Origin of the sequence: Pseudomonas sp. KCJK8993, assembly GCF_046230915.1 — a bacterium.
Lineage (GTDB): Bacteria > Pseudomonadota > Gammaproteobacteria > Pseudomonadales > Pseudomonadaceae > Aquipseudomonas > Aquipseudomonas piscis.
In genome coordinates, this window is record NZ_JBJJLO010000010.1 from 33,069 (window position 1) to 52,138 (window position 19,070).

At 63.9% G+C, this 19,070-nt stretch carries 21 protein-coding genes; 11 read left to right on the forward strand and 10 right to left on the reverse strand.

Annotated features, from left to right (window positions below; all coding sequences use genetic code 11):
* Positions 1 to 175: 175 nt before the first annotated feature.
* From hisB to ACK6AU_RS05565, 6 genes are all read left to right on the forward strand, one after another.
* The gene (gene hisB, locus ACK6AU_RS05540) at positions 176 to 769 is read left to right on the forward strand and encodes an imidazoleglycerol-phosphate dehydratase HisB (RefSeq protein WP_185697350.1); all 594 of its coding nucleotides are present in this window, start codon (positions 176 to 178) and stop codon (positions 767 to 769) included.
* Positions 769 to 1,407, forward strand: a complete 639-nt coding sequence (gene hisH / locus ACK6AU_RS05545; RefSeq protein ID WP_409298168.1) for an imidazole glycerol phosphate synthase subunit HisH — start codon at positions 769 to 771, stop codon at positions 1,405 to 1,407. Before hisB ends, hisH begins: the two co-directional genes overlap by 1 nt.
* Positions 1,408 to 1,668, forward strand: coding sequence for a DUF2164 domain-containing protein (locus ACK6AU_RS05550; RefSeq protein ID WP_185697351.1), 261 nt, complete (start codon positions 1,408 to 1,410; stop codon positions 1,666 to 1,668).
* Positions 1,669 to 1,770: 102 nt separating this feature from the next.
* Positions 1,771 to 2,508, forward strand: coding sequence for a 1-(5-phosphoribosyl)-5-[(5-phosphoribosylamino)methylideneamino]imidazole-4-carboxamide isomerase (gene hisA, locus ACK6AU_RS05555; protein WP_185697352.1), 738 nt, complete (start codon positions 1,771 to 1,773; stop codon positions 2,506 to 2,508).
* An 87-nt stretch (positions 2,509 to 2,595) separates the two neighbouring features.
* Positions 2,596 to 3,366 carry an imidazole glycerol phosphate synthase subunit HisF gene (gene hisF, locus ACK6AU_RS05560; RefSeq protein ID WP_022639244.1) on the forward strand — a complete coding sequence of 257 codons (771 nt, stop codon included), beginning with the start codon at positions 2,596 to 2,598 and terminating at the stop codon, positions 3,364 to 3,366.
* A gap of 63 nt (positions 3,367 to 3,429) precedes the next feature.
* Positions 3,430 to 4,185: an ABC transporter substrate-binding protein gene (locus tag ACK6AU_RS05565; protein ID WP_185697353.1), complete on the forward strand. Its 756-nt coding sequence runs from the start codon at positions 3,430 to 3,432 to the stop codon at positions 4,183 to 4,185.
* 65 nt (positions 4,186 to 4,250) lie between these two features.
* On the opposite strand, the gene ACK6AU_RS05570 is transcribed toward ACK6AU_RS05565, so the two are convergent.
* The 4 genes from ACK6AU_RS05570 to gpmI all read right to left on the reverse strand — a co-directional run bounded on the left by ACK6AU_RS05570 (position 4,251) and on the right by gpmI (position 9,451).
* On the reverse strand, positions 4,251 to 5,060 hold the full coding sequence (locus tag ACK6AU_RS05570) for a divergent polysaccharide deacetylase family protein (RefSeq protein ID WP_409298171.1): 810 nt from the start codon (positions 5,058 to 5,060) through the stop codon (positions 4,251 to 4,253).
* 97 nt (positions 5,061 to 5,157) lie between these two features.
* Positions 5,158 to 6,468, reverse strand: a complete 1,311-nt coding sequence (locus ACK6AU_RS05575) for a S41 family peptidase (RefSeq protein WP_185697354.1) — start codon at positions 6,466 to 6,468, stop codon at positions 5,158 to 5,160.
* A gap of 31 nt (positions 6,469 to 6,499) precedes the next feature.
* Positions 6,500 to 7,786 (reverse strand): murein hydrolase activator EnvC, encoded by a 1,287-nt coding sequence (locus ACK6AU_RS05580; RefSeq protein WP_185697355.1) that lies wholly within the window; start codon positions 7,784 to 7,786, stop codon positions 6,500 to 6,502.
* Between the two features lie 135 nt (positions 7,787 to 7,921).
* Positions 7,922 to 9,451, reverse strand: a complete 1,530-nt coding sequence (gpmI, locus tag ACK6AU_RS05585) for a 2,3-bisphosphoglycerate-independent phosphoglycerate mutase (RefSeq protein WP_409298174.1) — start codon at positions 9,449 to 9,451, stop codon at positions 7,922 to 7,924.
* Between the two features lie 150 nt (positions 9,452 to 9,601).
* Between gpmI and ACK6AU_RS05590 the strand changes: the two genes are divergently transcribed.
* Genes ACK6AU_RS05590 through secB form a run of 3 tightly spaced genes read left to right on the forward strand, consistent with a single transcriptional unit; the run spans position 9,602 to position 10,788 of the window.
* Positions 9,602 to 10,015: a rhodanese-like domain-containing protein gene (locus tag ACK6AU_RS05590; protein ID WP_022639249.1), complete on the forward strand. Its 414-nt coding sequence runs from the start codon at positions 9,602 to 9,604 to the stop codon at positions 10,013 to 10,015.
* On the forward strand, positions 10,015 to 10,269 hold the full coding sequence (gene grxC, locus ACK6AU_RS05595; RefSeq protein WP_185697358.1) for a glutaredoxin 3: 255 nt from the start codon (positions 10,015 to 10,017) through the stop codon (positions 10,267 to 10,269). Before ACK6AU_RS05590 ends, grxC begins: the two co-directional genes overlap by 1 nt.
* A 39-nt stretch (positions 10,270 to 10,308) precedes the next feature.
* Positions 10,309 to 10,788: a protein-export chaperone SecB gene (secB, locus tag ACK6AU_RS05600; RefSeq protein ID WP_185697359.1), complete on the forward strand. Its 480-nt coding sequence runs from the start codon at positions 10,309 to 10,311 to the stop codon at positions 10,786 to 10,788.
* Between the two features lie 167 nt (positions 10,789 to 10,955).
* Here the strand turns inward: secB and ACK6AU_RS05605 are convergent, their stop codons facing one another.
* A complete protein-coding gene (locus ACK6AU_RS05605; protein WP_185697360.1) occupies positions 10,956 to 11,411 on the reverse strand; it encodes a tRNA (cytidine(34)-2'-O)-methyltransferase in 456 nt (151 codons plus the stop codon).
* On the opposite strand from ACK6AU_RS05605, the gene ACK6AU_RS05610 reads away from it, so the two are divergent.
* Positions 11,410 to 11,850, forward strand: coding sequence for a hypothetical protein (locus ACK6AU_RS05610; protein ID WP_185697361.1), 441 nt, complete (start codon positions 11,410 to 11,412; stop codon positions 11,848 to 11,850). The two genes, ACK6AU_RS05605 and ACK6AU_RS05610, sit on opposite strands and share 2 nt — an antisense overlap.
* Positions 11,851 to 12,361: 511 nt before the next feature.
* Here the strand turns inward: ACK6AU_RS05610 and ntrC are convergent.
* Both ntrC and glnL read right to left on the reverse strand, forming a co-directional pair.
* Positions 12,362 to 13,798: a nitrogen regulation protein NR(I) gene (ntrC, locus tag ACK6AU_RS05615; protein WP_103324627.1), complete on the reverse strand. Its 1,437-nt coding sequence runs from the start codon at positions 13,796 to 13,798 to the stop codon at positions 12,362 to 12,364.
* Positions 13,795 to 14,880, reverse strand: coding sequence for a nitrogen regulation protein NR(II) (glnL, locus tag ACK6AU_RS05620; protein ID WP_409298178.1), 1,086 nt, complete (start codon positions 14,878 to 14,880; stop codon positions 13,795 to 13,797). Before glnL ends, ntrC begins: the two co-directional genes overlap by 4 nt.
* A 358-nt stretch (positions 14,881 to 15,238) precedes the next feature.
* On the opposite strand from glnL, the gene ACK6AU_RS05625 reads away from it, so the two are divergent.
* Positions 15,239 to 16,372 carry a bifunctional transcriptional activator/DNA repair enzyme AdaA gene (locus ACK6AU_RS05625; RefSeq protein ID WP_185697364.1) on the forward strand — a complete coding sequence of 378 codons (1,134 nt, stop codon included), beginning with the start codon at positions 15,239 to 15,241 and terminating at the stop codon, positions 16,370 to 16,372.
* Here ACK6AU_RS05625 and ACK6AU_RS05630 read toward each other — a convergent pair.
* The 3 genes from ACK6AU_RS05630 to glnA all read right to left on the reverse strand — a co-directional run bounded on the left by ACK6AU_RS05630 (position 16,341) and on the right by glnA (position 18,965).
* A complete protein-coding gene (locus tag ACK6AU_RS05630) occupies positions 16,341 to 16,790 on the reverse strand; it encodes a DUF4124 domain-containing protein (RefSeq protein ID WP_409298180.1) in 450 nt (149 codons plus the stop codon). The genes ACK6AU_RS05625 and ACK6AU_RS05630 overlap by 32 nt on opposite strands.
* A gap of 61 nt (positions 16,791 to 16,851) precedes the next feature.
* Positions 16,852 to 17,406, reverse strand: coding sequence for a chorismate mutase (locus ACK6AU_RS05635; protein WP_409298182.1), 555 nt, complete (start codon positions 17,404 to 17,406; stop codon positions 16,852 to 16,854).
* 152 nt (positions 17,407 to 17,558) lie between these two features.
* Positions 17,559 to 18,965, reverse strand: a complete 1,407-nt coding sequence (glnA, locus tag ACK6AU_RS05640) for a glutamate--ammonia ligase (RefSeq protein ID WP_053132545.1) — start codon at positions 18,963 to 18,965, stop codon at positions 17,559 to 17,561.
* Between the last annotated feature and the right edge of the window lie 105 nt (positions 18,966 to 19,070).

Consider the following 19,070-nt stretch of genomic DNA (forward strand, 5'->3'; position numbering starts at 1 on the left):
CCTGGCGCGGGAGCGAGGTCGCTCGCTTTCGCGCGCGGGGTTGCTTGTCATGACAGGTACAGCCTCGTAGCCATTGGTTCGCGCCCGTCAGGATGTCGTTCGACGTGTTCCTGTTTGGCCCTCCCCGGGCCTATACTGCTCGCCTTTTTCGCCCAATGATTTTGCGGAGCTGGTGATGGCCGAACGTAAGGCGTCTGTCGAGCGCGACACTCTGGAAACCCAGATCAAAGCCTCGATCAACCTGGATGGCACCGGAAAGGCCCGATTCGATATCGGCGTACCTTTCCTCGAGCACATGCTGGACCAGATCGCCCGGCATGGGCTGATCGACCTGGATATCGAAAGCAAGGGCGACCTGCATATCGACGACCACCACACCGTGGAAGACGTCGGCATCACCCTGGGCCAGGCGTTCAGCCAGGCCATCGGCGACAAGAAAGGCATCCGCCGCTATGGCCATGCCTATGTGCCGCTGGATGAAGCCCTGTCCCGGGTGGTGATCGACTTCTCCGGCCGTCCCGGCCTGCAGATGCACGTGCCCTTCACCCGAGCCACCGTCGGCGGCTTCGATGTCGACCTGTTCCAGGAGTTCTTCCAGGGCTTCGTCAACCACGCCAACGTGACCCTGCACATCGACACCCTGCGCGGCCACAACACCCACCACCAGATCGAGACCGTGTTCAAGGCCTTCGGGCGCGCGCTGCGCATGGCGGTGGAGCTGGACGAGCGCATGGCCGGGCAGATGCCTTCCACCAAGGGCGTGCTGTAATGCAGACGGTAGCCGTCATCGACTACGGCATGGGCAACCTGCACTCCGTGGCCAAGGCCCTGGAGCACGTGGGCGCCGGCAAGGTGCTGATCACCAGCGACGCCAGCGTGATCCGCGAAGCCGACCGGGTGGTGTTTCCCGGCGTGGGCGCGATCCGCGACTGCATGGCCGAGATCCGCCGCCTGGGCTTCGATGCCCTGGTGCGTGAAGTCAGCCAGGACCGTCCGTTCCTGGGAATCTGCGTGGGCATGCAAGCCCTGCTCGAGCACAGCGAAGAGAACGACGGCGTGGACTGCATCGGGCTGTTTCCCGGCCAGGTGAAGTTCTTCGGCAAGGGCCTGGTGGAAGAGGGCGAGCATCTCAAGGTGCCGCACATGGGCTGGAACGAGGTCAAGCAGGCCGTGGACCATCCGCTGTGGCACAGCATCCCGGACCTGGCGCGCTTCTACTTCGTGCACAGCTACTACATCACCGCCGGCAATGCCCGGCAGGTGGTGGGCAGCGGCCACTACGGCGTGGATTTCGCCGCGGTGCTGGCCGAGGGCTCGCGTTTTGCCGTGCAGTTCCACCCCGAGAAGAGCCATACCCATGGCCTGCAGTTGTTGCAGAACTTCGCGGCCTGGGACGGTCGCTGGTAAATGAACAGGTCGCGCAGCAAGGCGCCGATACTGACGCTGACCCCCGAGCAGGAGCGCGAAGCGCTGGACAAGCTCAAGCGCTTGCTCGAAGACCGCTTCGACCTGCAACTGGGGTCGTTCGAGGTGGCCGAGATCCTCGAATTGTTCGGCAAGGAAATTGCCCCCCACTACTACAACAGGGCGATTGCCGATGTTCAGCTGCACCTCAAGGAGCGGTTCGAGAGCATCGAAAGCGACCTGTGGGCGCTCGAAAAGAATTAAGGCAGCGGCCAGCTTCAAGCTGCAGGCTGCAAGAAGTAGACACGCGTGCGCGCTTGCAGCTTATGGCTTGCAGCTTGCAGCTCTTTTGACGAAGGAAAAAGCATGCTGATCATTCCCGCAATCGACCTCAAAGACGGCGCCTGCGTGCGCCTGCGCCAGGGTCGCATGGAAGACTCCACCGTATTCTCCGACGACCCGGTGAGCATGGCCGCCAAATGGGTCGAGGGTGGCTGCCGTCGCTTGCACCTGGTGGACCTCAACGGTGCCTTCGAAGGCCAGCCGGTCAACGGTGAAGTGGTTACCGCCATCGCCAAGCGCTATCCGACCCTGCCGATCCAGATCGGCGGTGGCATCCGTTCGCTGGAAACCATCGAGCACTACGTCAAGGCTGGCGTCAGCTACGTGATCATCGGCACCAAGGCGGTGAAGGAGCCGGAGTTCGTCGCCGAGGCCTGCCGCGCCTTCCCGGGCAAGGTCATCGTCGGCCTGGACGCCAAGGACGGTTTCGTCGCCACCGACGGCTGGGCCGAAGTCAGCTCGGTACAGGTCATCGACCTGGCCAAGCGCTTCGAGGCCGATGGCGTCTCGGCGATCGTCTACACCGACATCGCCAAGGACGGCATGATGCAGGGCTGCAACGTACCCTTCACCAAGGCCCTGGCCGAAGCCACCTCGATCCCGGTGATCGCCTCCGGCGGCATCCATAACCTGGGCGACATCAAGGCCCTGCTGGACGCCAAGGCACCGGGCATCATCGGCGCCATCACCGGTCGTGCCATCTACGAAGGCACCCTCGACGTCGCCGAGGCCCAGGCGTTCTGCGACAGCTACAAGCCGTAAGCTGCAAGCTGCAGGTTAAAAGCACGGTCTCGGCCTGCTCTTGCTTGCAGCTTGAAGCTTGAAGCTTCTTAATCGGAGATTAAGTCTATGGCGCTAGCCAAGCGCATCATCCCTTGCCTGGACGTGGACAACGGTCGGGTAGTGAAGGGCGTCAAGTTCGAGAACATCCGCGATGCCGGCGACCCGGTGGAGATCGCCCGGCGCTACGATGAACAGGGTGCGGACGAGATCACTTTCCTGGACATCACTGCCAGCGTCGATGGCCGCGATACCACCCTGCATACCGTCGAGCGCATGGCCAGCCAGGTGTTCATCCCGCTGACCGTGGGCGGTGGCGTGCGCACCGTGCAGGACATCCGCAACCTGCTCAATGCCGGCGCGGACAAGGTCTCGATCAACACCGCCGCGGTGTTCAACCCGGAGTTCGTCGGCGAAGCCGCACAACACTTCGGGTCCCAGTGCATCGTGGTCGCCATCGATGCCAAGAAGGTCTCCGGCCCGGGCGAAGAGCCGCGCTGGGAAATCTTCACCCATGGCGGGCGCAAGCCCACCGGGCTGGACGCGGTGGAGTGGGCGAAGAAGATGGAAGGCCTGGGGGCCGGGGAAATCCTGCTGACCAGCATGGACCAGGATGGCATGAAGAATGGCTTCGACCTGGGCGTCACCCGGGCCATCAGCGATGCCCTGGGTATCCCGGTGATCGCCTCCGGCGGTGTCGGCAACCTGCAACATCTGGCCGATGGCATCATCGAGGGCCACGCCAGTGCGGTGCTGGCGGCCAGCATCTTCCACTTCGGCGAGTACACCGTTCCCGAGGCCAAGGCCTACATGGCCCAGCGCGGGATCGTGGTGCGATAGCCACTGGACAGCATGGCGGGCTCGCGGCACTCTGGAGTTCGCCATGGTTCCCGGTAACCCGTCATGCTCAAACGTCTTCTTGTGGTTGTCGCCAGCGCCGGTTTTCTGCTCGGTGGCCTCGCCCGCGCCGCCGAACCCGCCGACACCTCCCTGGTGTTGCTGACGGAAAACTTCCCTCCCTACAACATGGCCATCAACGGTAAGAACTTCGCCCAGGGCGAGAACATCAACGGTATCGCCGTGGATATCGTCCGTGAAATGTGCAAGCGCGCCGGCGTCAACTACAGCCTGACCCTGCGCTTTCCCTGGGAACGCATCTACAAGATGGCCCTGGAGCAACCGGGTTATGGCGTGTTCGTCACGGCCCGGCTGCCGGACCGCGAGTCGCTGTTCAAATGGGTCGGCCCCATCGGCCCGGACGATTGGATCATGCTGGCCAAGGCCGGCAGCAAGATCACCCTCCAATCCCTGGAGCAGGCGCGCAAGTACAAGATCGGCGCCTATAAAGGCGATGCCATCGCCGAGACCCTGGCCAAGCAGGGCCTGGACCCGCAAGTGGTGCTGCGTGACCAGGACAACGCCAGGAAGCTGGTGGCGGGGCAGATCGATCTCTGGGCCACCGGTGATCCCGCCGGGCGCTACCTGGCCAAGCAGGAAGGCATCACCGGCCTCAAGACGGTGCTGCGCTTCAACAGCGCCGAGCTGTACCTGGCCTTGAACAAGGACGTGTCCGACGAGGTGGTGGCCAAGCTCCAGGCCGCCCTGGACGAGATGCGCAAGGAAGGCCTGGTGGAAGAGATCATGGGCCGCTACCTGTAGAGGGGCAGCCGCAAGCTGCAAGCTTGGAGCTGCAAGTGGCTTGAGGCTTGCAGCTTGCAGCTGCTTCAGCGGTACACCCCATCCTTGCCATGCCCACTCATGGCCTTGTTGCTACGCACGCTGATCATCAACTTGATGTCTATCCAGTCGATGCCCTGGGCCTTGAGCTTGGGCAGTTCGCGCTCCAGCACCGCCAGGGTCTGCGGATACGGGTGGCCGATCATCACCGCCGAGCCCTGCCTGCGTGCCAGCTTGATCGCCGCCTGCAACTGCTGGGCAATCGCCGGCTCGGTACGTTCATCGTCGAGGAACACATCCCGGGAAACGCTGGCCAGGCCGATCTTCTGCGCTTCGGCGGCGGCCACGGTCTGGGCGCTGGTGCGGCTGTCGACGAAGAACTTGTTGCGCCGTTGCAACTCGCTCATGAGCCAGGCCATGGCCGGTCGCTGGGACGTCATGCGGCTGCCCATGTGGTTGTTGATGCCACTGGTGTAGGGTACGGCCTGGAACGCCGCTTCCAGGCGCTTCTGCAGTTCTTCCTGCGGCAGGTCCGGGTGCCAGGCGAACGGCCCGGTGGCCGGGTCCATGGGCATGTGCAGGATGACGATCTTGCCGGCGCGGTGGGCTTCCCGGGCGAATTCGGCGGCATGGGGCGTATCGGGCATGATCGCCGTGGTCACCGGGCCGGGTAGTCCCAGCACGCGGCGGTCGCGGGGCAGGTTCTGGCCCAGGTCGTCGATGATCAGGCTCAGGTAGGCCTTGGGCGCCTGCGGGGCGGCGGCCTGGACCGGGAGGCAGCAGAGCAGGACCAGCAGCAGGCCGCCGAGCAGCCGGGAGAATGGCTGGCGGTTGTGCATCGAAGGAAAGCGCAGCATGGGAATCAGCAATGGCCTTGGCAATGGACGCCCTGGCGGACGCTTCGCCGGCTAGCCGGCTCCCTGCTTGGGAGTCGGCTGGCCGGCGAGGGTTCAATCATTTACCGCGAGTGATGCTCAGCCCCTTGAGCAGGCTCAGGGCCTGGGCCAGCTGGTAGTCGTCGTCCTGTGGCATCGGCTTGGCCTTGCCGGCAGATCCGCTTGGCTTGTCGGCGCCGCCGTTGCCATTGCCCAGGTGACCCTGCAGGTCGGCTTCCTTGAAGTACTCGCCGTCCTGGGACTCGCTGGTGATCTTGGCGCGGCGCACCTCGATGTCCGGGACGATGCCCTGGGCCTGGATCGAGCGGCCATTGGGGGTGAAGTACAGCGCGGTGGTGATCTTCAGGGCGCGGTCGTTGTTCAGCGGCAACACGGTCTGTACCGAGCCCTTGCCGAAGCTGGTGGTGCCCATCAGCACGGCGCGCTTCTGGTCCTGCAGGGCGCCGGCGACGATCTCCGAGGCCGAGGCGCTGCCGCCGTTGATCAGCACCACCATGGGCACGGCTTCGCTCTCGTCCTTGCCGGTGGCGGAGAAGCGCAGCTCGGAATTGGCGATCCGGCCCTTGGTATAGACGATCAGGCCCTTGGTGATGAAGTGGTCGACCACTTCCACCGCCGCCTGCAGCACGCCGCCCGGGTTGTTGCGCAGGTCGAGGATGATGCCGTTGAGCTTCTTGCCGTTGTCCTTGCGCAGCTTGGCCAGGGCCTTGGAGACTTCCTCGCCGGTCTTGACCTGGAACTGGGTGATGCGGATGTAGCCATAGCCGGACTCCAGCAACTGGCTCTTCACGCTCTTGACCTGGATGGTGGCGCGGGCCAGGGTCACGTCGAATGGCGTGCCGCCGTCGCGAACCAGGGTCAGGGTGATCTTCTGGCCGATCTTGCCGCGCATCTTGTCCACGGCCTCGGTCATGGTCTGGCCACGGGTCGGCTGGCCGTTGATCTTGACGATCAGGTCCCCGGCCTGGATCCCGGCCTTGGAGGCCGGGGTATCGTCGATCGGCGACACCACCTTGATGAAGCCGTCCTCGGCGCCGACCTCGATGCCCAGGCCACCGAACTCGCCGCTGGTGCTTTCCTGAAGTTCGGCGAAGTCTTCCGGCCCCAGGTAGGACGAATGCGGGTCGAGATTGCTGAGCATGCCCTTGATGGCGTTTTCCAGCAGGGTCTTGTCATCGACAGGTTCGACATACGCGGCCTTGATGCGGTCCATCACCTCGGCGAAGGTGCGCAGCTCTTCCAGCGGCAAAGGCGCCTTGGTGGTCGCGGCGCTGGTCGCCTGGGCGGTTTCGGCGGCGAACGCCAGGGGCGCGCCGATCACCAGGGCGATCGTCAGGGCCAGCGAGGTAAGGCGGGACAAATGCAGCATGTCGAACGAACTCCTAATTTAGATGCAGCGCTTATCCTTGCGCGTGGCACCACTGTGCCGGGTCGCTGGGGCGGCCCTGCTGACGAATGGCAAAGTACAGCGCAGGAGTGTCCTGTCCGCCACTATTACCGACTGTGGAGATGGACTCTCCGGCCTTGACCACGTCGCCAGCTTCCTTGAGCAGCGTCTGGTTGTGTCCGTAGAGGCTCAGGTAGCCGTTGCCGTGGTCGAGGATCACCAACAGCCCGGCACCGCGCAGCCAGTCGGCGAATACCACCCGGCCCCCATGCACGGCATGGACCTGGCTGCCGGCGGCAGCGCTGATCATCACCCCGTCCCACTTGGAGCGGGCATCGTCGCCACGGGTTTCACCAAAGCGTGCCAGCAATCGACCATCGACTGGCCATGGAAGTTTGCCCCGTGCCGAGGCGAATGCCCCGCCATAGGATGGCCCGCTGCTGGAAACCAGGGCTCCAGGGGTGGAGTGGACCGGCTTGCGCGGTGCATCGCTGGTGTCGGCCTGGGCTTCACGCAAGCGCTTTTTTTCGGCTTCCTGCTGGGCGATCAGCGCTCTCTGGCGCGCCTCTTCCGCCTCGCGAGCCTGGCGTGCCAGGGTTTCCTCGATGGTCTTGAGAACCTTGCCCAGGTCGGCCTGGTCCTGTTCGCGCTGCTGCAGCTTCTGGTCCCGGGCCTTGACGTCGTCGTTGAGCTTGGCCAGGGCCAATTGGCGCTCCTTGCGGACCTTGGCCAGCTCCTCGCGCTGGGTGTCGAGGCTGCTTTTCTGCACCAGCAGCTGGGCCTGCTGCAGGGAAATGTCCTTTTCCACGTTGGCCAGCTGGCGCAGGGTCTCGTTGAAGTTCTTCAACTGCTCCAGGCGGGCCTGGCTCAGGTAGTCGTAATAGGTGAGGGTACGGGCGAATTTTTCCGGATTCTGCTGGTTGAGCAGCAGCTTGAGGTATTCCTGGCGCCCGTTCTGGTAGGCCGCGCGGGCCTGGATGGCGATCAGCCGTTGCTGTTCAGTGCGCGCGCTCTGGAGTTTTTTTTTCTCCTCATCGAGTCGCTGCAGCTCGGATTCGCTTTTCTTCAGCTCTTTCTGCAGGGCCTCGACCTGCTTCTCCAGCTTGCCCATCTCGGTCTCGGTGCCGCGCAGCTCCTTCTGCACTCCGGATTTCTCTTCCTGCAGCTTGCCCAGCAGTTTCTTCAGCTCGGCGATGTCCTGACGCGTGGCGTCCAACTGTTGTTGGGTTTGCGCGCGCTCATCGGCGAAAGCCGGTTGGAGCAGGCAGGTCAGGGCAAGGGCAATCAAGGCGCGAAGCATAGAGGCGGGCGACACCAGGGAAAGGGACGGCCTAGTATGCCCGCCCCTCGCGGCAAAAAAAACGCCTCAAAGCCAACTGCTTTGAGGCGTTCGTCATAAAAGGCCGTTTGCGGCCCGCTATTGGGCCATTTGCTATCAGACCAGGATCGATTTACCGGTCATTTCCGCAGGTTGCGGCAGGTCCAGCAACTTGAGCATGGTCGGCGCCACATCCGCCAGGACGCCGCCTTCACGGACCTTCAGCGGCCGCTTGCCGACATAGATGAAGGGCACCGGCTCGGTGGTGTGGGCGGTGTGGGCCTGGCCGGTGGTTTCGTCGGACATCTGCTCGACGTTGCCGTGGTCGGCGGTGATCAGCGCTTCGCCACCGACCTTCTCCAGGGCGTCGACGATGCGCCCGACGCACAGGTCCAGGCATTCGACGGCTTTCACCGCGGCCTCGAACACACCGCTGTGGCCGACCATGTCGCCGTTGGCGTAGTTGACGATGATCACGTCATAGCGCTGGTGCTCGATGGCGTCGACGATCTTGTCGGTGACTTGCGGGGCGCTCATTTCCGGCTGCAGGTCGTAGGTGGCGACCTTCGGCGATGGGATGAGGATGCGCTCCTCACCCGGGAATGGCTCTTCGCGGCCGCCGGAGAAGAAGAAGGTCACGTGGGCGTACTTCTCGGTCTCGGCGATGCGCAGCTGGGTCTTGCCGTTCTTGGCCAGGTAGTCGCCCAGTACGTTTTCCAGGCTGCTGGGGGCGAAGGCCGCCGGGGCCGGGATGCTCGCCGCGTACTGGGTGAGCATGACGAAACCGGCCAGTTTCGGCTGGCGCGCACGCTCGAACTCCTTGAAATCATCCTCGACGAAGACCCGGCTCAGCTCGCGGGCCCGGTCGGCGCGGAAGTTCATGAACACCACGGCATCGCCGTCCTCGACCTTGACCGGCTCGCCGATGGTGGTGGCCTTGACGAATTCGTCGCTTTCATCGCGCTCGTAGGCCGCTTGCAAGCCTTGCTGGGCGCTGGCGGCGCTGAACTGGCCCTGGCCCTCGACGATCAGGTTGTAGGCCTGGGCCACGCGGTCCCAGCGGTTGTCGCGGTCCATGGCGAAGTAGCGGCCGACCAGGCTGGCGATACGGCCCTTGCCCAAGGTCTTGAAGGTTTCGTCCAGCAGTTCGATGGACGACTGGGCGCTCCTGGGCGGGGTGTCTCGACCGTCGAGGAAGGCGTGCAGGTAGATTTTCTCGGCGCCACGCTTGAAGGCCAGCTCGGCCATGGCCACCAGGTGATCCTGGTGGCTGTGCACGCCGCCGTCCGACAGCAGGCCGAGGATATGCACGGCCTTGCCGGCAGCCACGGCCTTGTCCACGGCGGCGCAGAGGGTCGGATTGTCGAAGAATTCGCCGTCGCGGATGGCCTTGGTCACCCGGGTGAAGTCCTGGTACACCACGCGGCCGGCCCCGAGGTTCATGTGGCCGACCTCGGAGTTGCCCATCTGGCCGTCCGGCAGGCCGACATCCATGCCCGAACCCGAGATCAGGCCGTTGGGCACGCTGGCGCACAGGCGATCCAGTACAGGCGTGTTGGCGGCATAGACGGCGTTGGATTCGTGGCTCTCGCTGTGACCGAAGCCATCCAGAATCATCAGGACCAAAGGTTTAGGCGTGGTAGTCATGGCGTCCACTCGTGGCTGGAAAAGGAGGTGTTGAAAAAGGGAGTGGCAGTTTAAAGGCAAGTTCCATCGGCGTCACCGCCGGGCGGGGTTTGGCCGACCTTGAGGGCTGTGTATACTGGCCGGCATTTTCACGCCCTGGAACCTCCTTAGATGGTTGCTCACCTGATTCAATTCGCTACTGAACACTACTTGCTCGTCGGCGCCTTCGTCATTCTCCTGGCCCTGCTGATCGCTCATGAACTGAGCCGCGGTGGCCGCAGCCTCAGCACCGGTGAGCTGACCGCGCTGGTCAACAGCGAGCAGGGCGTGGTGATCGATATCCGTCCATCCAAGGAATACGCCGCGGGCCACATCGTCGGCGCGCTGAACATTCCCCAGGACAAGCTGACAGCCCGCATCGGCGAGCTGGAGAAGCACAAGGCCAAGACCATCATCCTGGTGGATGCCCAGGGCCAGCACGCCGGCACCCACGCCCGCGAGCTGATGAAGTCCGGCTTCACCGCGGCCAAGCTGTCCGGCGGTGTCGCCAGCTGGAAGGCCGATAACCTGCCATTGGTGAAGTAATGTCCCAGGTCATCGTCTATTCCAGTGATTACTGCCCTTATTGCTCGCGGGCCAAGCACCTGCTCGCAAGCAAAGGCGTAGCCTTCGAAGAGATCAAGGTCGATGGCAAGCCGCAGGTGCGCGCCGACATGGCCCAGAAAGCCGGACGTACGTCCGTGCCGCAGATCTGGATCGGCGCCACCCACGTAGGTGGTTGTGATGATTTGTTCGCCCTGGAGCGCGCCGGCAAGCTCGACGCGTTGCTGGCGGCCTGAAACTTCCCTATAGACCCCCGAGATCAAGAAGGATCCGAGATGACTGACCAACAGAACACTGCTGCTGCCGAAGACGAAAGCGCACCGCAATTCTCCCTGCAGCGCATCTATGTGCGTGACCTGTCCTTCGAAGCGCCGAAAAGCCCGGCGATCTTCCGCCAGCAGTGGGAACCCAGCGTCTCCCTGGACCTGAACACTCGCCAGAAAGCCCTGGAAGCAGACTTCCACGAAGTGGTGCTGACCCTGTCCGTGACCGTGAAGAACGGCGACGAAGTGGCCTTCATCGCTGAAGTGCAGCAGGCCGGTATCTTCCTGATCAAGAACCTGGACGAGGCTTCCATGAGCCACACCCTGGGTGCCTTCTGTCCGAACATCCTGTTCCCGTACGCTCGCGAAGCGCTGGACAGCCTGGTGACCCGTGGTTCGTTCCCGGCCCTGATGCTGGCTCCGGTGAACTTCGACGCGCTGTACGCCCAGGAGCTGCAACGCGTACAGGCCGGCGAGAACACCGTTCAATAAGAGCTTCGCCCAGCCATGAAAAAAGCGCCTTTGACGGCGCTTTTTTCATGGCTGGGCGAAACCTCCAGGTAGGAGCGAGGCTTGTCCGCGACAAGGGCGAGGCGAAATGCCTGTGCACCGCGTTACCGTTCATCGCGAGCACGCTTGGCTCCTGCACAAGCAGGCGCTTATTTGAAGCCCAGCTGGCGCCAGCCTTCATAGACCGCCACCGCCACGGTGTTGGACAGGTTGAGGCTGCGGCAGCCTTCGCGCATGGGCAGGCGCAGGCGCTGCTCGCCGGGCAGGGCGTCCAGTACTTCGGCCGGCAAGCCACGGCTTTCCGGGCCGAACAAGAAGGCGTCGCCGTCCTGGAAGCTGGCGTCGTGGAAAGGCCGCGAGCCCTTGGTGGTGAAGGCGAACAGGCGTGGATGGCCGAGGCTCTGCAAGCAGCTGGCGAGGTCGGGGTGGCGTTGCAGGGTGGCGTATTCGTGATAGTCGAGGCCGGCGCGACGCAGGCGCTTGTCGTCCATTTCGAAACCCAGCGGCTCGATCAAGTGCAGGTGGCAGCCGCTGTTGGCGCACAGCCTGATAACGTTGCCGGTATTCGGCGGAATTTCTGGTTGGAAGAGGATGACGTGAAACATGCACGGCTCCGAAGAGAAAGACAGGCAGCATTCTACGCCTGAAGAAGACCCGCGGCCGAAGCTAATGCTGCGGGTGTTCGGCTCCCTGGCCATAGTCGGGTTGATGGTTGGCTTGATGATCGGACGCCTGACCCAGACCGAGCCGGTGCAGTTGCTCAAGGTCGAAGGCGTGGCCGAGGGCCTGGTGGTGTGGTTCGACCGTGAGCCCAAGGTCCATGGCGAACATATCGAGGGGGCGGTGGCGTTGCTGTTCGATGCCACGGGCCAGGCGCAACAGGGTCAATTACAGGTCAACCAGCGGACCGCGAACTGGCGGATACGCCTGGCGGACCAGGGCTTGTTGCTGAACCTGGTGGCCGCTCGCCCGCTGCGGGGTGAATGGAGCGGGAGCGAGGTGGACGGGCGTTGGCGCCTGGAAGTCCGCCTGCGCGAGCAATAAAAGAGGGAAACCCCGGCCTGCCTGTACCAAGGCCCCCAAAAGGGAAGGGCTGGTCGTCTTGTCGGCGACGAGCCCTGGTGTAAAGAAGGGGATTCCCGGCCTGCCTGTACCAGGGTCCCCAAAACTCTGGCCGGCTCGCTTGGCGCGGGCGGACCGGGTGTTAAAGAGGGGGATTCCTGGCCTGCCTGTACCAAGGTCCCCAAAACGGGTGAGCGGTGGCGCTCGTGATCTTGTTATTGCAGGGGGCGTGCCAATTCAGGCTTAAACGCTTCAGTTAATTGCAGGGTCAAGCTGGAGGCCCCGGTTCTCGGGGCTTTCGCCGTTTTTTTGAGTTTTTCTTGCCTGGCCTGGTGCGGCCGTTCGGTAGCGGATCTCCGTCTGGCCGAGCCTTTTGGCGGTGCAGGCTCACCATTTCGGTGCACGAAAAGCATCGCGAGCCAGCCTCGCTCCTACGAAACACAAGATCCGCAGGAGCGAGGCTGGCTCGCGATAGGGTCTACAGAACAGCCGCTCAAGCCTCGTCGCTGTCCTCCTCGTCGCCGCCGTCGACCTTCATGCCCAGTTCCTTGATCTTGCGGGTCAGGGTATTGCGGCCCCAGCCCAGCAGGACTGCGGCGTCGCGGCGCCGGCCCGCGGTGTGCTTGAGGGCGGTCTCGATCATGATCCGCTCGAAGCTCGGGACCGCGCTGTCCAGCAGGTTGGACTGGCCGCGGGCCAGGGCCTGGTCGGCCCACTGGCGCAATGCCTGCTCCCAGTTGGTCACCGGCGCCGAGTCCTGGGGCAGGCTCAGCAGTTCCGGTGGCAGGTCGCCGATATGCACCTCGCGCCCGGAAGCCATCACGGTGATCCAGCGGCAGGTGTTCTCCAGCTGGCGCACGTTGCCCGGCCAGGGCAGGTTCTTCAGGTATTCCTCGGTCTCGTGCTTGAGCAGCTTGGGTTCCACCGCCAGCTCCTGGGCCGCGCGGCCGAGGAAGTGCTTGGCCAGGGTCGGGATGTCCTCGCGACGATCCGACAGGCGGGGAATGTGGATGCGGATCACGTTGAGGCGGTGGAACAGGTCTTCGCGAAACTTGCCGGCATGGACCAGGGTTTCCAGGTTCTGGTGGGTGGCGGCGATGATCCGCACGTCGACCTTGACCGGGGTATGGCCTCCGACCCGGTAGAACTCGCCGTCGGCCAGCACCCGCAGCAGCCGGGTCTGGGTGTCGGCCGGCATGTCGCCGATCTCGTCCAGGAACAGGGTGCCGCCGTCGGCCTGCTCGAAGCGCCCGCGCCGCAGGTTGGCCGCGCCGGTGAACGCGCCTTTTTCATGGCCGAACAGCTCGGACTCCATCAGGTCCTTGGGGATGGCCGCCATGTTCAAGGCGATGAACGGCGAACTCGCCCGGGGGCTGTGGCGATGCAGGGCATGGGCCACCAGTTCCTTGCCGGTGCCGGATTCGCCATTGATCAGCACGGTGATGTTGGAGTGGCTCAGCCGGCCGATGGCGCGGAATACCTCCTGCATCGCCGGCGCCTCGCCGATGATCTCCGGGGTGCGGGCCAGGCTCGGGGCCACTTCCAGGCCTTGCTGTTCCTGGGCGTGCTGGTTGGCGCGCTTGACCAGGGACACCGCCTCGTCGACGTCGAATGGCTTGGGCAGGTACTCGAAGGCGCCGCCCTGGTAGGAGGCGACGGCGCTGTCCAGGTCCGAGTGGGCGGTCATGATGATCACCGGCAGGCGCGGGTGCTGCTCGCGAATCCGTGCCAGCAGGTCGAGGCCGCTGGCCCCGGGCATGCGGATGTCGGAGATGATCACGTCCGGGGTCTGGCGTGCCAGGCGGCTCATCACCCCGTCGGCGCTGTCGAAGCTCTGGGTGGTCATCCCTTCCTGCTGCAAGGCTTTTTCCAGGACCCAGCGGATTGAACGGTCGTCATCGACGATCCACACGGTTTCACTTCGGCTCATGTCGATGGGGCTCCTTGTTCCAGTGGCAGAAAGATCGAGAACGTGGTGTGGCCTGGGTGGCTGTCGCACTCGATCAAGCCCTGGTGCTGGCTGATGATGTTCTGGGTGATGGCCAGGCCCAGCCCGGTACCATCCGGACGGCCGCTGACCATGGGGAAGAAGAGGGTGTCCTGCAGTTCGGCGGGAATCCCCGGGCCGTTGTCGATGATCTCGATCTTGGTCACCAGCCGGTGGCGTACGTGGCCGATTGTGAACTGGCGCATGGTGCGGCTGCGCAAGGTGATGCGGCCCAGGCGCAGTTCGTTCTGGGTACTGATGGCCTGCATGGCGTTGCGCACGATGTTCAGGACTGCCTGGATCATCTGCTCGCGGTCGACCAGCACGTCGGGGATGCTCGGATCGTAGTCCCGGACCAGGGTGATGCAGCCCTGGCTTTCGGCTTCCACCAGGCTGCAGACCCGTTCCAGCACTTCGTGGATGTTGGTCGGCGCCAGGACCGGCAGCTTGTTCGAGCCGAGCATGCGGTCCACCAGGTTCCGCAGGCGATCGGCTTCTTCGATGATGACGTTGGTGTAGTCCTTGAGGCCTTCTTCAGGCAACTGGCGGGCCAGTAACTGGGCCGCGCCACGAATTCCCCCCAGGGGATTCTTGATCTCGTGGGCCAGGCCGCGCACCAGCATCTTGCTGGTTTCCTGCTTGGACAGCTGGGCCTCTTCCTTGGTAATGCGCAGCAAGCGATCCCGGGGATGGACTTCCAGCAGCAGCAAGGTGTCGCCGTTGCTGAGGATCGGTGTCACCGCGTAATCCACGGTCAGGGTCTGGCCGGTCAGGGCGGTGAGCATCGCTTCGCGCTTGGTGAAGGGGTGCGCCTGTTCCACCGCCTGGCGCAGGGAGCTCAAGGCTTCGGCCGACTCGGTGAACAGCTCGCTGATGAACTGCCCATGGCTGCGCTGGCCGCTGATGGCCAGGAGCATCTCCGCTGCCGGATTCATGTACTCAAGGCGCAGGTCGGCGTTGAGCAGGATGGTGGCGGTGGTCAGGTTGTCCAGTAGCAGGCGATGCAGTGGGTCGCTGATGGTCATTCGGACCTCTTTTGGAGCAGGGCGATCCGCGGCCGGTCGCGGATCGTGCACGGGTTGAAGCGCTGTCATGGGGAAAATGCAAAAACCAAACCAAGGCTCCGAAAAGAAGCGTCCGAGCCCCTGAAACAGGCGTTTGAACGACGCCCGTTTGGCGGGCTGCCAGCCCTGGCGAAGGTTTTCGACCCAAAATGGGTGGTCGATGCGCCATGGGTGCAAGGTTGCGCACCAATATAGTGCATGATCTGCGCCCGTGCATGATCCGTCGCTGGAGGGTGAATCGACGCCCGTTTTTCAGCGGCAACCAGCCGGGCGCGGGTTTAGAGTGCCGGACCCGATGCTCGAAGATCCAGGATGCACCATGGACCACGCCCCCCTGCTGTTTCGCCTCCCTGACGACGACACCCTGTACCAGGCACTGCTGGATCGCGATCCGGCCTATGAAGGTTTTGCCTATGTCGGGGTGAAAAGCACCGGAGTGTTCTGCCGCCTGACCTGTGCCGCTCGCAAGCCCAAGCGCCATAACACGGTGTTCTTCAGCTCCATCAAGGGGTGTGTCGAAGCGGGTTTTCGCCCCTGCCTGCGTTGCCGCCCACTGGCCGAGGCGGGAGTCCAGGAGCCCTGGGTCAAGGCCTTGCTCGAGCAACTGCACGCGGATGCCGAGCGCCGCTGGTACGAGGATGACCTGGTGCGCCTGGGGCTGGACCCGTCCACCGTGCGGCGTGCCTTCAAGCGCTACTTCGGCGTGACCTTCCTGGAGATGGCCCGCTTGCGGCGCATGGGCCGGGGCATGCAGCAACTGGCGTCGGGCCAGCCGGTGATCGAGGCCCAGCTCAGTGCCGGCTTCGACTCCGACAGCGGCTTTCGCAAGGCCTTCGGCCGGCTGGTCGGCCAGCCACCCTCGAACTGGCGGGGGCGCGAGCTGCTCAAGGCGGATTGGTTGCAGACCCCCATCGGCGTGATGCTGGCCGTGGCCGATGCCCAGGTCCTGCATCTGCTGGAGTTCTTCGACCGCCCGGCCCTGGCCGGGGAGCTGCGCAAATTGCAGGACAGCAGTGGTTCGAGCATCGGCTTCGGGCGTTTTGCCCCCATCGACCAGATCGAGGCCGAACTGCGCCGTTATTTCGCCGGTGAGCCGGTGTCTTTCCAGACACCGTTGGCGATGCAGGCCTCGGCCTTCACCCGCACGGTATGGCAGGCGCTGCGGGCCATTCCCCTGGGCAGCACCTGCAGTTATGCCGGATTGGCGCGGGATATCGGCTCGCCGACGGCGGTGCGCGCCGTGGCCCGGGCCAATGGCGCCAACCAGATCGCCATCGTCATCGCCTGCCATCGGGTGATCGGCGCCGATGGCTCGCTCACCGGTTATGGCGGTGGCCTATGGCGCAAGCGCTGGCTGCTGGAGCATGAGCGCCGCATGCACTTGGCTGGGCGGGAACAACCAGTGCAGGCCCAGGAGTCGTTCAGCGGTGGGCGCGCAGCAGGAAGAAACTGATTTCCGCGCTTTGCTGCAGGACTTGCTCGCCCTCAAGGACTTGCACCGCCAGGCGATGAAGGCCGCGGTCGAGGTTCGACAAATGCAACTGCGGGCCACGGCCAGGGGCGCCGTGAGGCTCGCCATCCAGCAGCAGGCGCAGGCGATGGGACGGCTGTAGCGGCGGGTGCAGGTCTACCTGGACGCTGAAGCTGCCGTTGTTGGCCCGCAGCGCGCCCTGCTCCGGCACTCCGTTGAGCTGCAGGCGGCGGTAGACCTGCCTTTGGCTGGTCTGGCAGGCGGCCGGTGCCCTGTTCGAAGGCGGCCAGTCGCTGGATCCTCGGTCGCTGCCGGTGCAACGGCCGGCGGCGGGGTGATAGGGGCCCGCATCAGCCGGCAGCAGGGTTATCCACAGCAGCCATAAAGCAGCGATACGCATGGTCCGGGTCCTCCTGGCAAGCCCTCAGCATAGGGGCGCACCGGGCAGGGAGCAGGCGTGGTTAACCTTTGAACACACATAATTCGGCGGTGGCGCGGATCATCGCCAGCTGGCGCAGCGGTTCGCCGGCACTGGCCTGGTTGGCCCGGGCCAGCCATTGCGGGCAGTGCGGGTCACTGCGCTGGGGGGCGAAGCTGGCCAGTTGTTGCAGCAGGCGCTTTTGCAGCTGGTCCAGTTGCGGGCGGATCTGTCCGGCCAGGTCCTGGCGGGGAGTGTCCGGAGCCCGGCCTTGCAGGTTCCAGGCCGAGAGCCTGGCGTATTGCACCACCTTGTTGGCTTCGATCTGCGCGGCGAAGAACTGTTCCACCGTGGCTTCATCCAGGCCATGGCTGGCAGCCTGGGCCGTGGCGGCGGCGATCACTTGCTGTTCGCGAGGCCGGTCCTCCACAGCCTTGTGGCTGTCCCACTTGCTCAGGGCCACTTGCTCGGCGATGTCCAGGCGTTCAGCGATGCTGCCCAGTAGCGGGGCGAGGCTGGCCGGGGTGTCATCGGCCCGGGCCAGGCTGGCGGACAGGGCACAGGCGAAGGCGAGACACAGGCTCAGGGAAGATGTCATCGGCGGGCTTCCGGGTGGGTAATGGGCTGGCCATGATGCCTGCAAGCTGGCGGGACGCCCACGGTAAAATCCCTGGGGCGTTTGTGCCGGGAATGAAAAAGGCCTCCCGAAGGAGGCCTTTCGATCACGCCGCTTGCGCGAGCGCTACCGGATCAGCAGCTGTAGTACAGCTCGTATTCCAGTGGGTGCACGAAGGTGCGGACCTTGATCTCTTCTTCGCTTTTCAGGGCGATGTAGGCGTCGATGAAGTCGTCGCTGAAAACGCCGCCTTTGGTCAGGAACGCACGGCCCTTGTCCAGCTCTTCCAGGGCTTCCTTCAGGCTGCCGCAAACTTGCGGGATTTCTTTGGCCTCTTCAGGCGGCAGGTCATACAGGTTCTTGTCCGCGGCATCGCCTGGGTGGATCTTGTTCTGGATACCGTCCAGGCCGGCCATCAGCAGTGCGGCGAAGCACAGGTAAGGGTTGGCGGCCGGGTCCGGGAAGCGTGCTTCGATACGGCGGGCTTTCGGGCTCGACACGTATGGGATGCGGATCGAAGCGGAGCGGTTACGGGCCGAGTAGGCCAGCATCACTGGAGCTTCGAAGCCTGGCACCAGGCGCTTGTAGGAGTTGGTGGCCGGGTTGGTGAAGCCGTTCAGGGCCTTGCCGTGCTTGATGATGCCGCCGATGAAGTACAGGGCGGTATCGGACAGGCCGGCATAACCTTCGCCAGCGAAGGTGTTCTTGCCGTCTTTCCAGATCGACATGTGTACGTGCATGCCCGAGCCGTTGTCGCCGTACAGCGGTTTTGGCATGAAGGTGGCGGTGCGGCCATAGGCGTCGGCCACGTTGTGCACCACGTACTTCAGGGTCTGGGTTTCGTCGGCCTTCTTCACCAGGGTGTTGAACTTGACGCCGATTTCGTTCTGGCCGGCAGTCGCCACTTCGTGGTGGTGGACTTCGACGGTCAGGCCCATTTCTTCCAGTGCGTTGCACATGGAGGTACGGATTTCGTGGTCATGGTCGAACGGCGGAACCGGGAAGTAGCCGCCCTTGATGCCTGGACGGTGGCCCTTGTTGCCGCCTTCCACGTCCTGGTCGGACATCCACGAGCCTTGCTCGGAGTAGATCTTGAACATCGAGCCGGAGATGTCGGACTTGAACTTCACCTGGTCGAAGATGAAGAACTCAGGCTCCGGACCTGCGAATACGGTGTCGCCGATGCCGGTGGCCTTGAGGTGCTCTTCGGCGCGCTTGGCGATCGCCCGTGGGTCACGGTCGTAGCCTTGCATGCTCGAAGGCTCGATGATGTCGCACACTAGGATCAGGGTCGGCTCTTCGGTGAACGGGTCGAGCACGGCGGTCTCGTCGTCCGGCATCAGGATCATGTCGGAGGCTTCGATGCCTTTCCAGCCAGCGATGGAGGAACCATCGAACATCTTGCCCGCTTCGAAGAAGTCCTCATCCAGCGCATCACGAGCCGGCATGGTCACGTGATGTTGAGTGCCCTTGGTGTCCGTGAAGCGCAGATCAATCCACTTGACGTCATGATCTTTGATGAGTTGAACCGACTTCGACATAGTGTCCTCCGGGGTGGCTTCGGGCTTGATGTTGGAGTGCCCTTAGAATGTGGGTGATGCCGGCGCGAATACTCTGCCATGGCAACCTGCCTCACAAGGGAGCAA

Excerpts from the sequence above, each read along its gene's own strand:
- secB (WP_185697359.1), top strand. The coding sequence starts at position 10,309 with ATGACTGACCAACAGAACACTGCTGCTGCCGAAGACGAAAGCGCACCG.
- grxC (WP_185697358.1), top strand. The coding sequence starts at position 10,015 with ATGTCCCAGGTCATCGTCTATTCCAGTGATTACTGCCCTTATTGCTCG.
- glnL (WP_409298178.1), bottom strand. The coding sequence starts at position 14,880 with ATGACCATCAGCGACCCACTGCATCGCCTGCTACTGGACAACCTGACC.
- hisH (WP_409298168.1), top strand. The coding sequence starts at position 769 with ATGCAGACGGTAGCCGTCATCGACTACGGCATGGGCAACCTGCACTCC.
- ACK6AU_RS05625 (WP_185697364.1), top strand. The coding sequence starts at position 15,239 with ATGGACCACGCCCCCCTGCTGTTTCGCCTCCCTGACGACGACACCCTG.
- ACK6AU_RS05575 (WP_185697354.1), bottom strand. The coding sequence starts at position 6,468 with ATGCTGCATTTGTCCCGCCTTACCTCGCTGGCCCTGACGATCGCCCTG.
- glnA (WP_053132545.1), bottom strand. The coding sequence starts at position 18,965 with ATGTCGAAGTCGGTTCAACTCATCAAAGATCATGACGTCAAGTGGATT.
- gpmI (WP_409298174.1), bottom strand. The coding sequence starts at position 9,451 with ATGACTACCACGCCTAAACCTTTGGTCCTGATGATTCTGGATGGCTTC.
- hisF (WP_022639244.1), top strand. The coding sequence starts at position 2,596 with ATGGCGCTAGCCAAGCGCATCATCCCTTGCCTGGACGTGGACAACGGT.
- ACK6AU_RS05630 (WP_409298180.1), bottom strand. The coding sequence starts at position 16,790 with ATGCGTATCGCTGCTTTATGGCTGCTGTGGATAACCCTGCTGCCGGCT.
- ACK6AU_RS05570 (WP_409298171.1), bottom strand. The coding sequence starts at position 5,060 with ATGCTGCGCTTTCCTTCGATGCACAACCGCCAGCCATTCTCCCGGCTG.
- ACK6AU_RS05590 (WP_022639249.1), top strand. The coding sequence starts at position 9,602 with ATGGTTGCTCACCTGATTCAATTCGCTACTGAACACTACTTGCTCGTC.
- ACK6AU_RS05580 (WP_185697355.1), bottom strand. The coding sequence starts at position 7,786 with ATGCTTCGCGCCTTGATTGCCCTTGCCCTGACCTGCCTGCTCCAACCG.
- ACK6AU_RS05565 (WP_185697353.1), top strand. The coding sequence starts at position 3,430 with ATGCTCAAACGTCTTCTTGTGGTTGTCGCCAGCGCCGGTTTTCTGCTC.
- hisB (WP_185697350.1), top strand. The coding sequence starts at position 176 with ATGGCCGAACGTAAGGCGTCTGTCGAGCGCGACACTCTGGAAACCCAG.
- ACK6AU_RS05550 (WP_185697351.1), top strand. The coding sequence starts at position 1,408 with ATGAACAGGTCGCGCAGCAAGGCGCCGATACTGACGCTGACCCCCGAG.
- ACK6AU_RS05605 (WP_185697360.1), bottom strand. The coding sequence starts at position 11,411 with ATGTTTCACGTCATCCTCTTCCAACCAGAAATTCCGCCGAATACCGGC.
- ntrC (WP_103324627.1), bottom strand. The coding sequence starts at position 13,798 with ATGAGCCGAAGTGAAACCGTGTGGATCGTCGATGACGACCGTTCAATC.
- ACK6AU_RS05610 (WP_185697361.1), top strand. The coding sequence starts at position 11,410 with ATGCACGGCTCCGAAGAGAAAGACAGGCAGCATTCTACGCCTGAAGAA.
- hisA (WP_185697352.1), top strand. The coding sequence starts at position 1,771 with ATGCTGATCATTCCCGCAATCGACCTCAAAGACGGCGCCTGCGTGCGC.
- ACK6AU_RS05635 (WP_409298182.1), bottom strand. The coding sequence starts at position 17,406 with ATGACATCTTCCCTGAGCCTGTGTCTCGCCTTCGCCTGTGCCCTGTCC.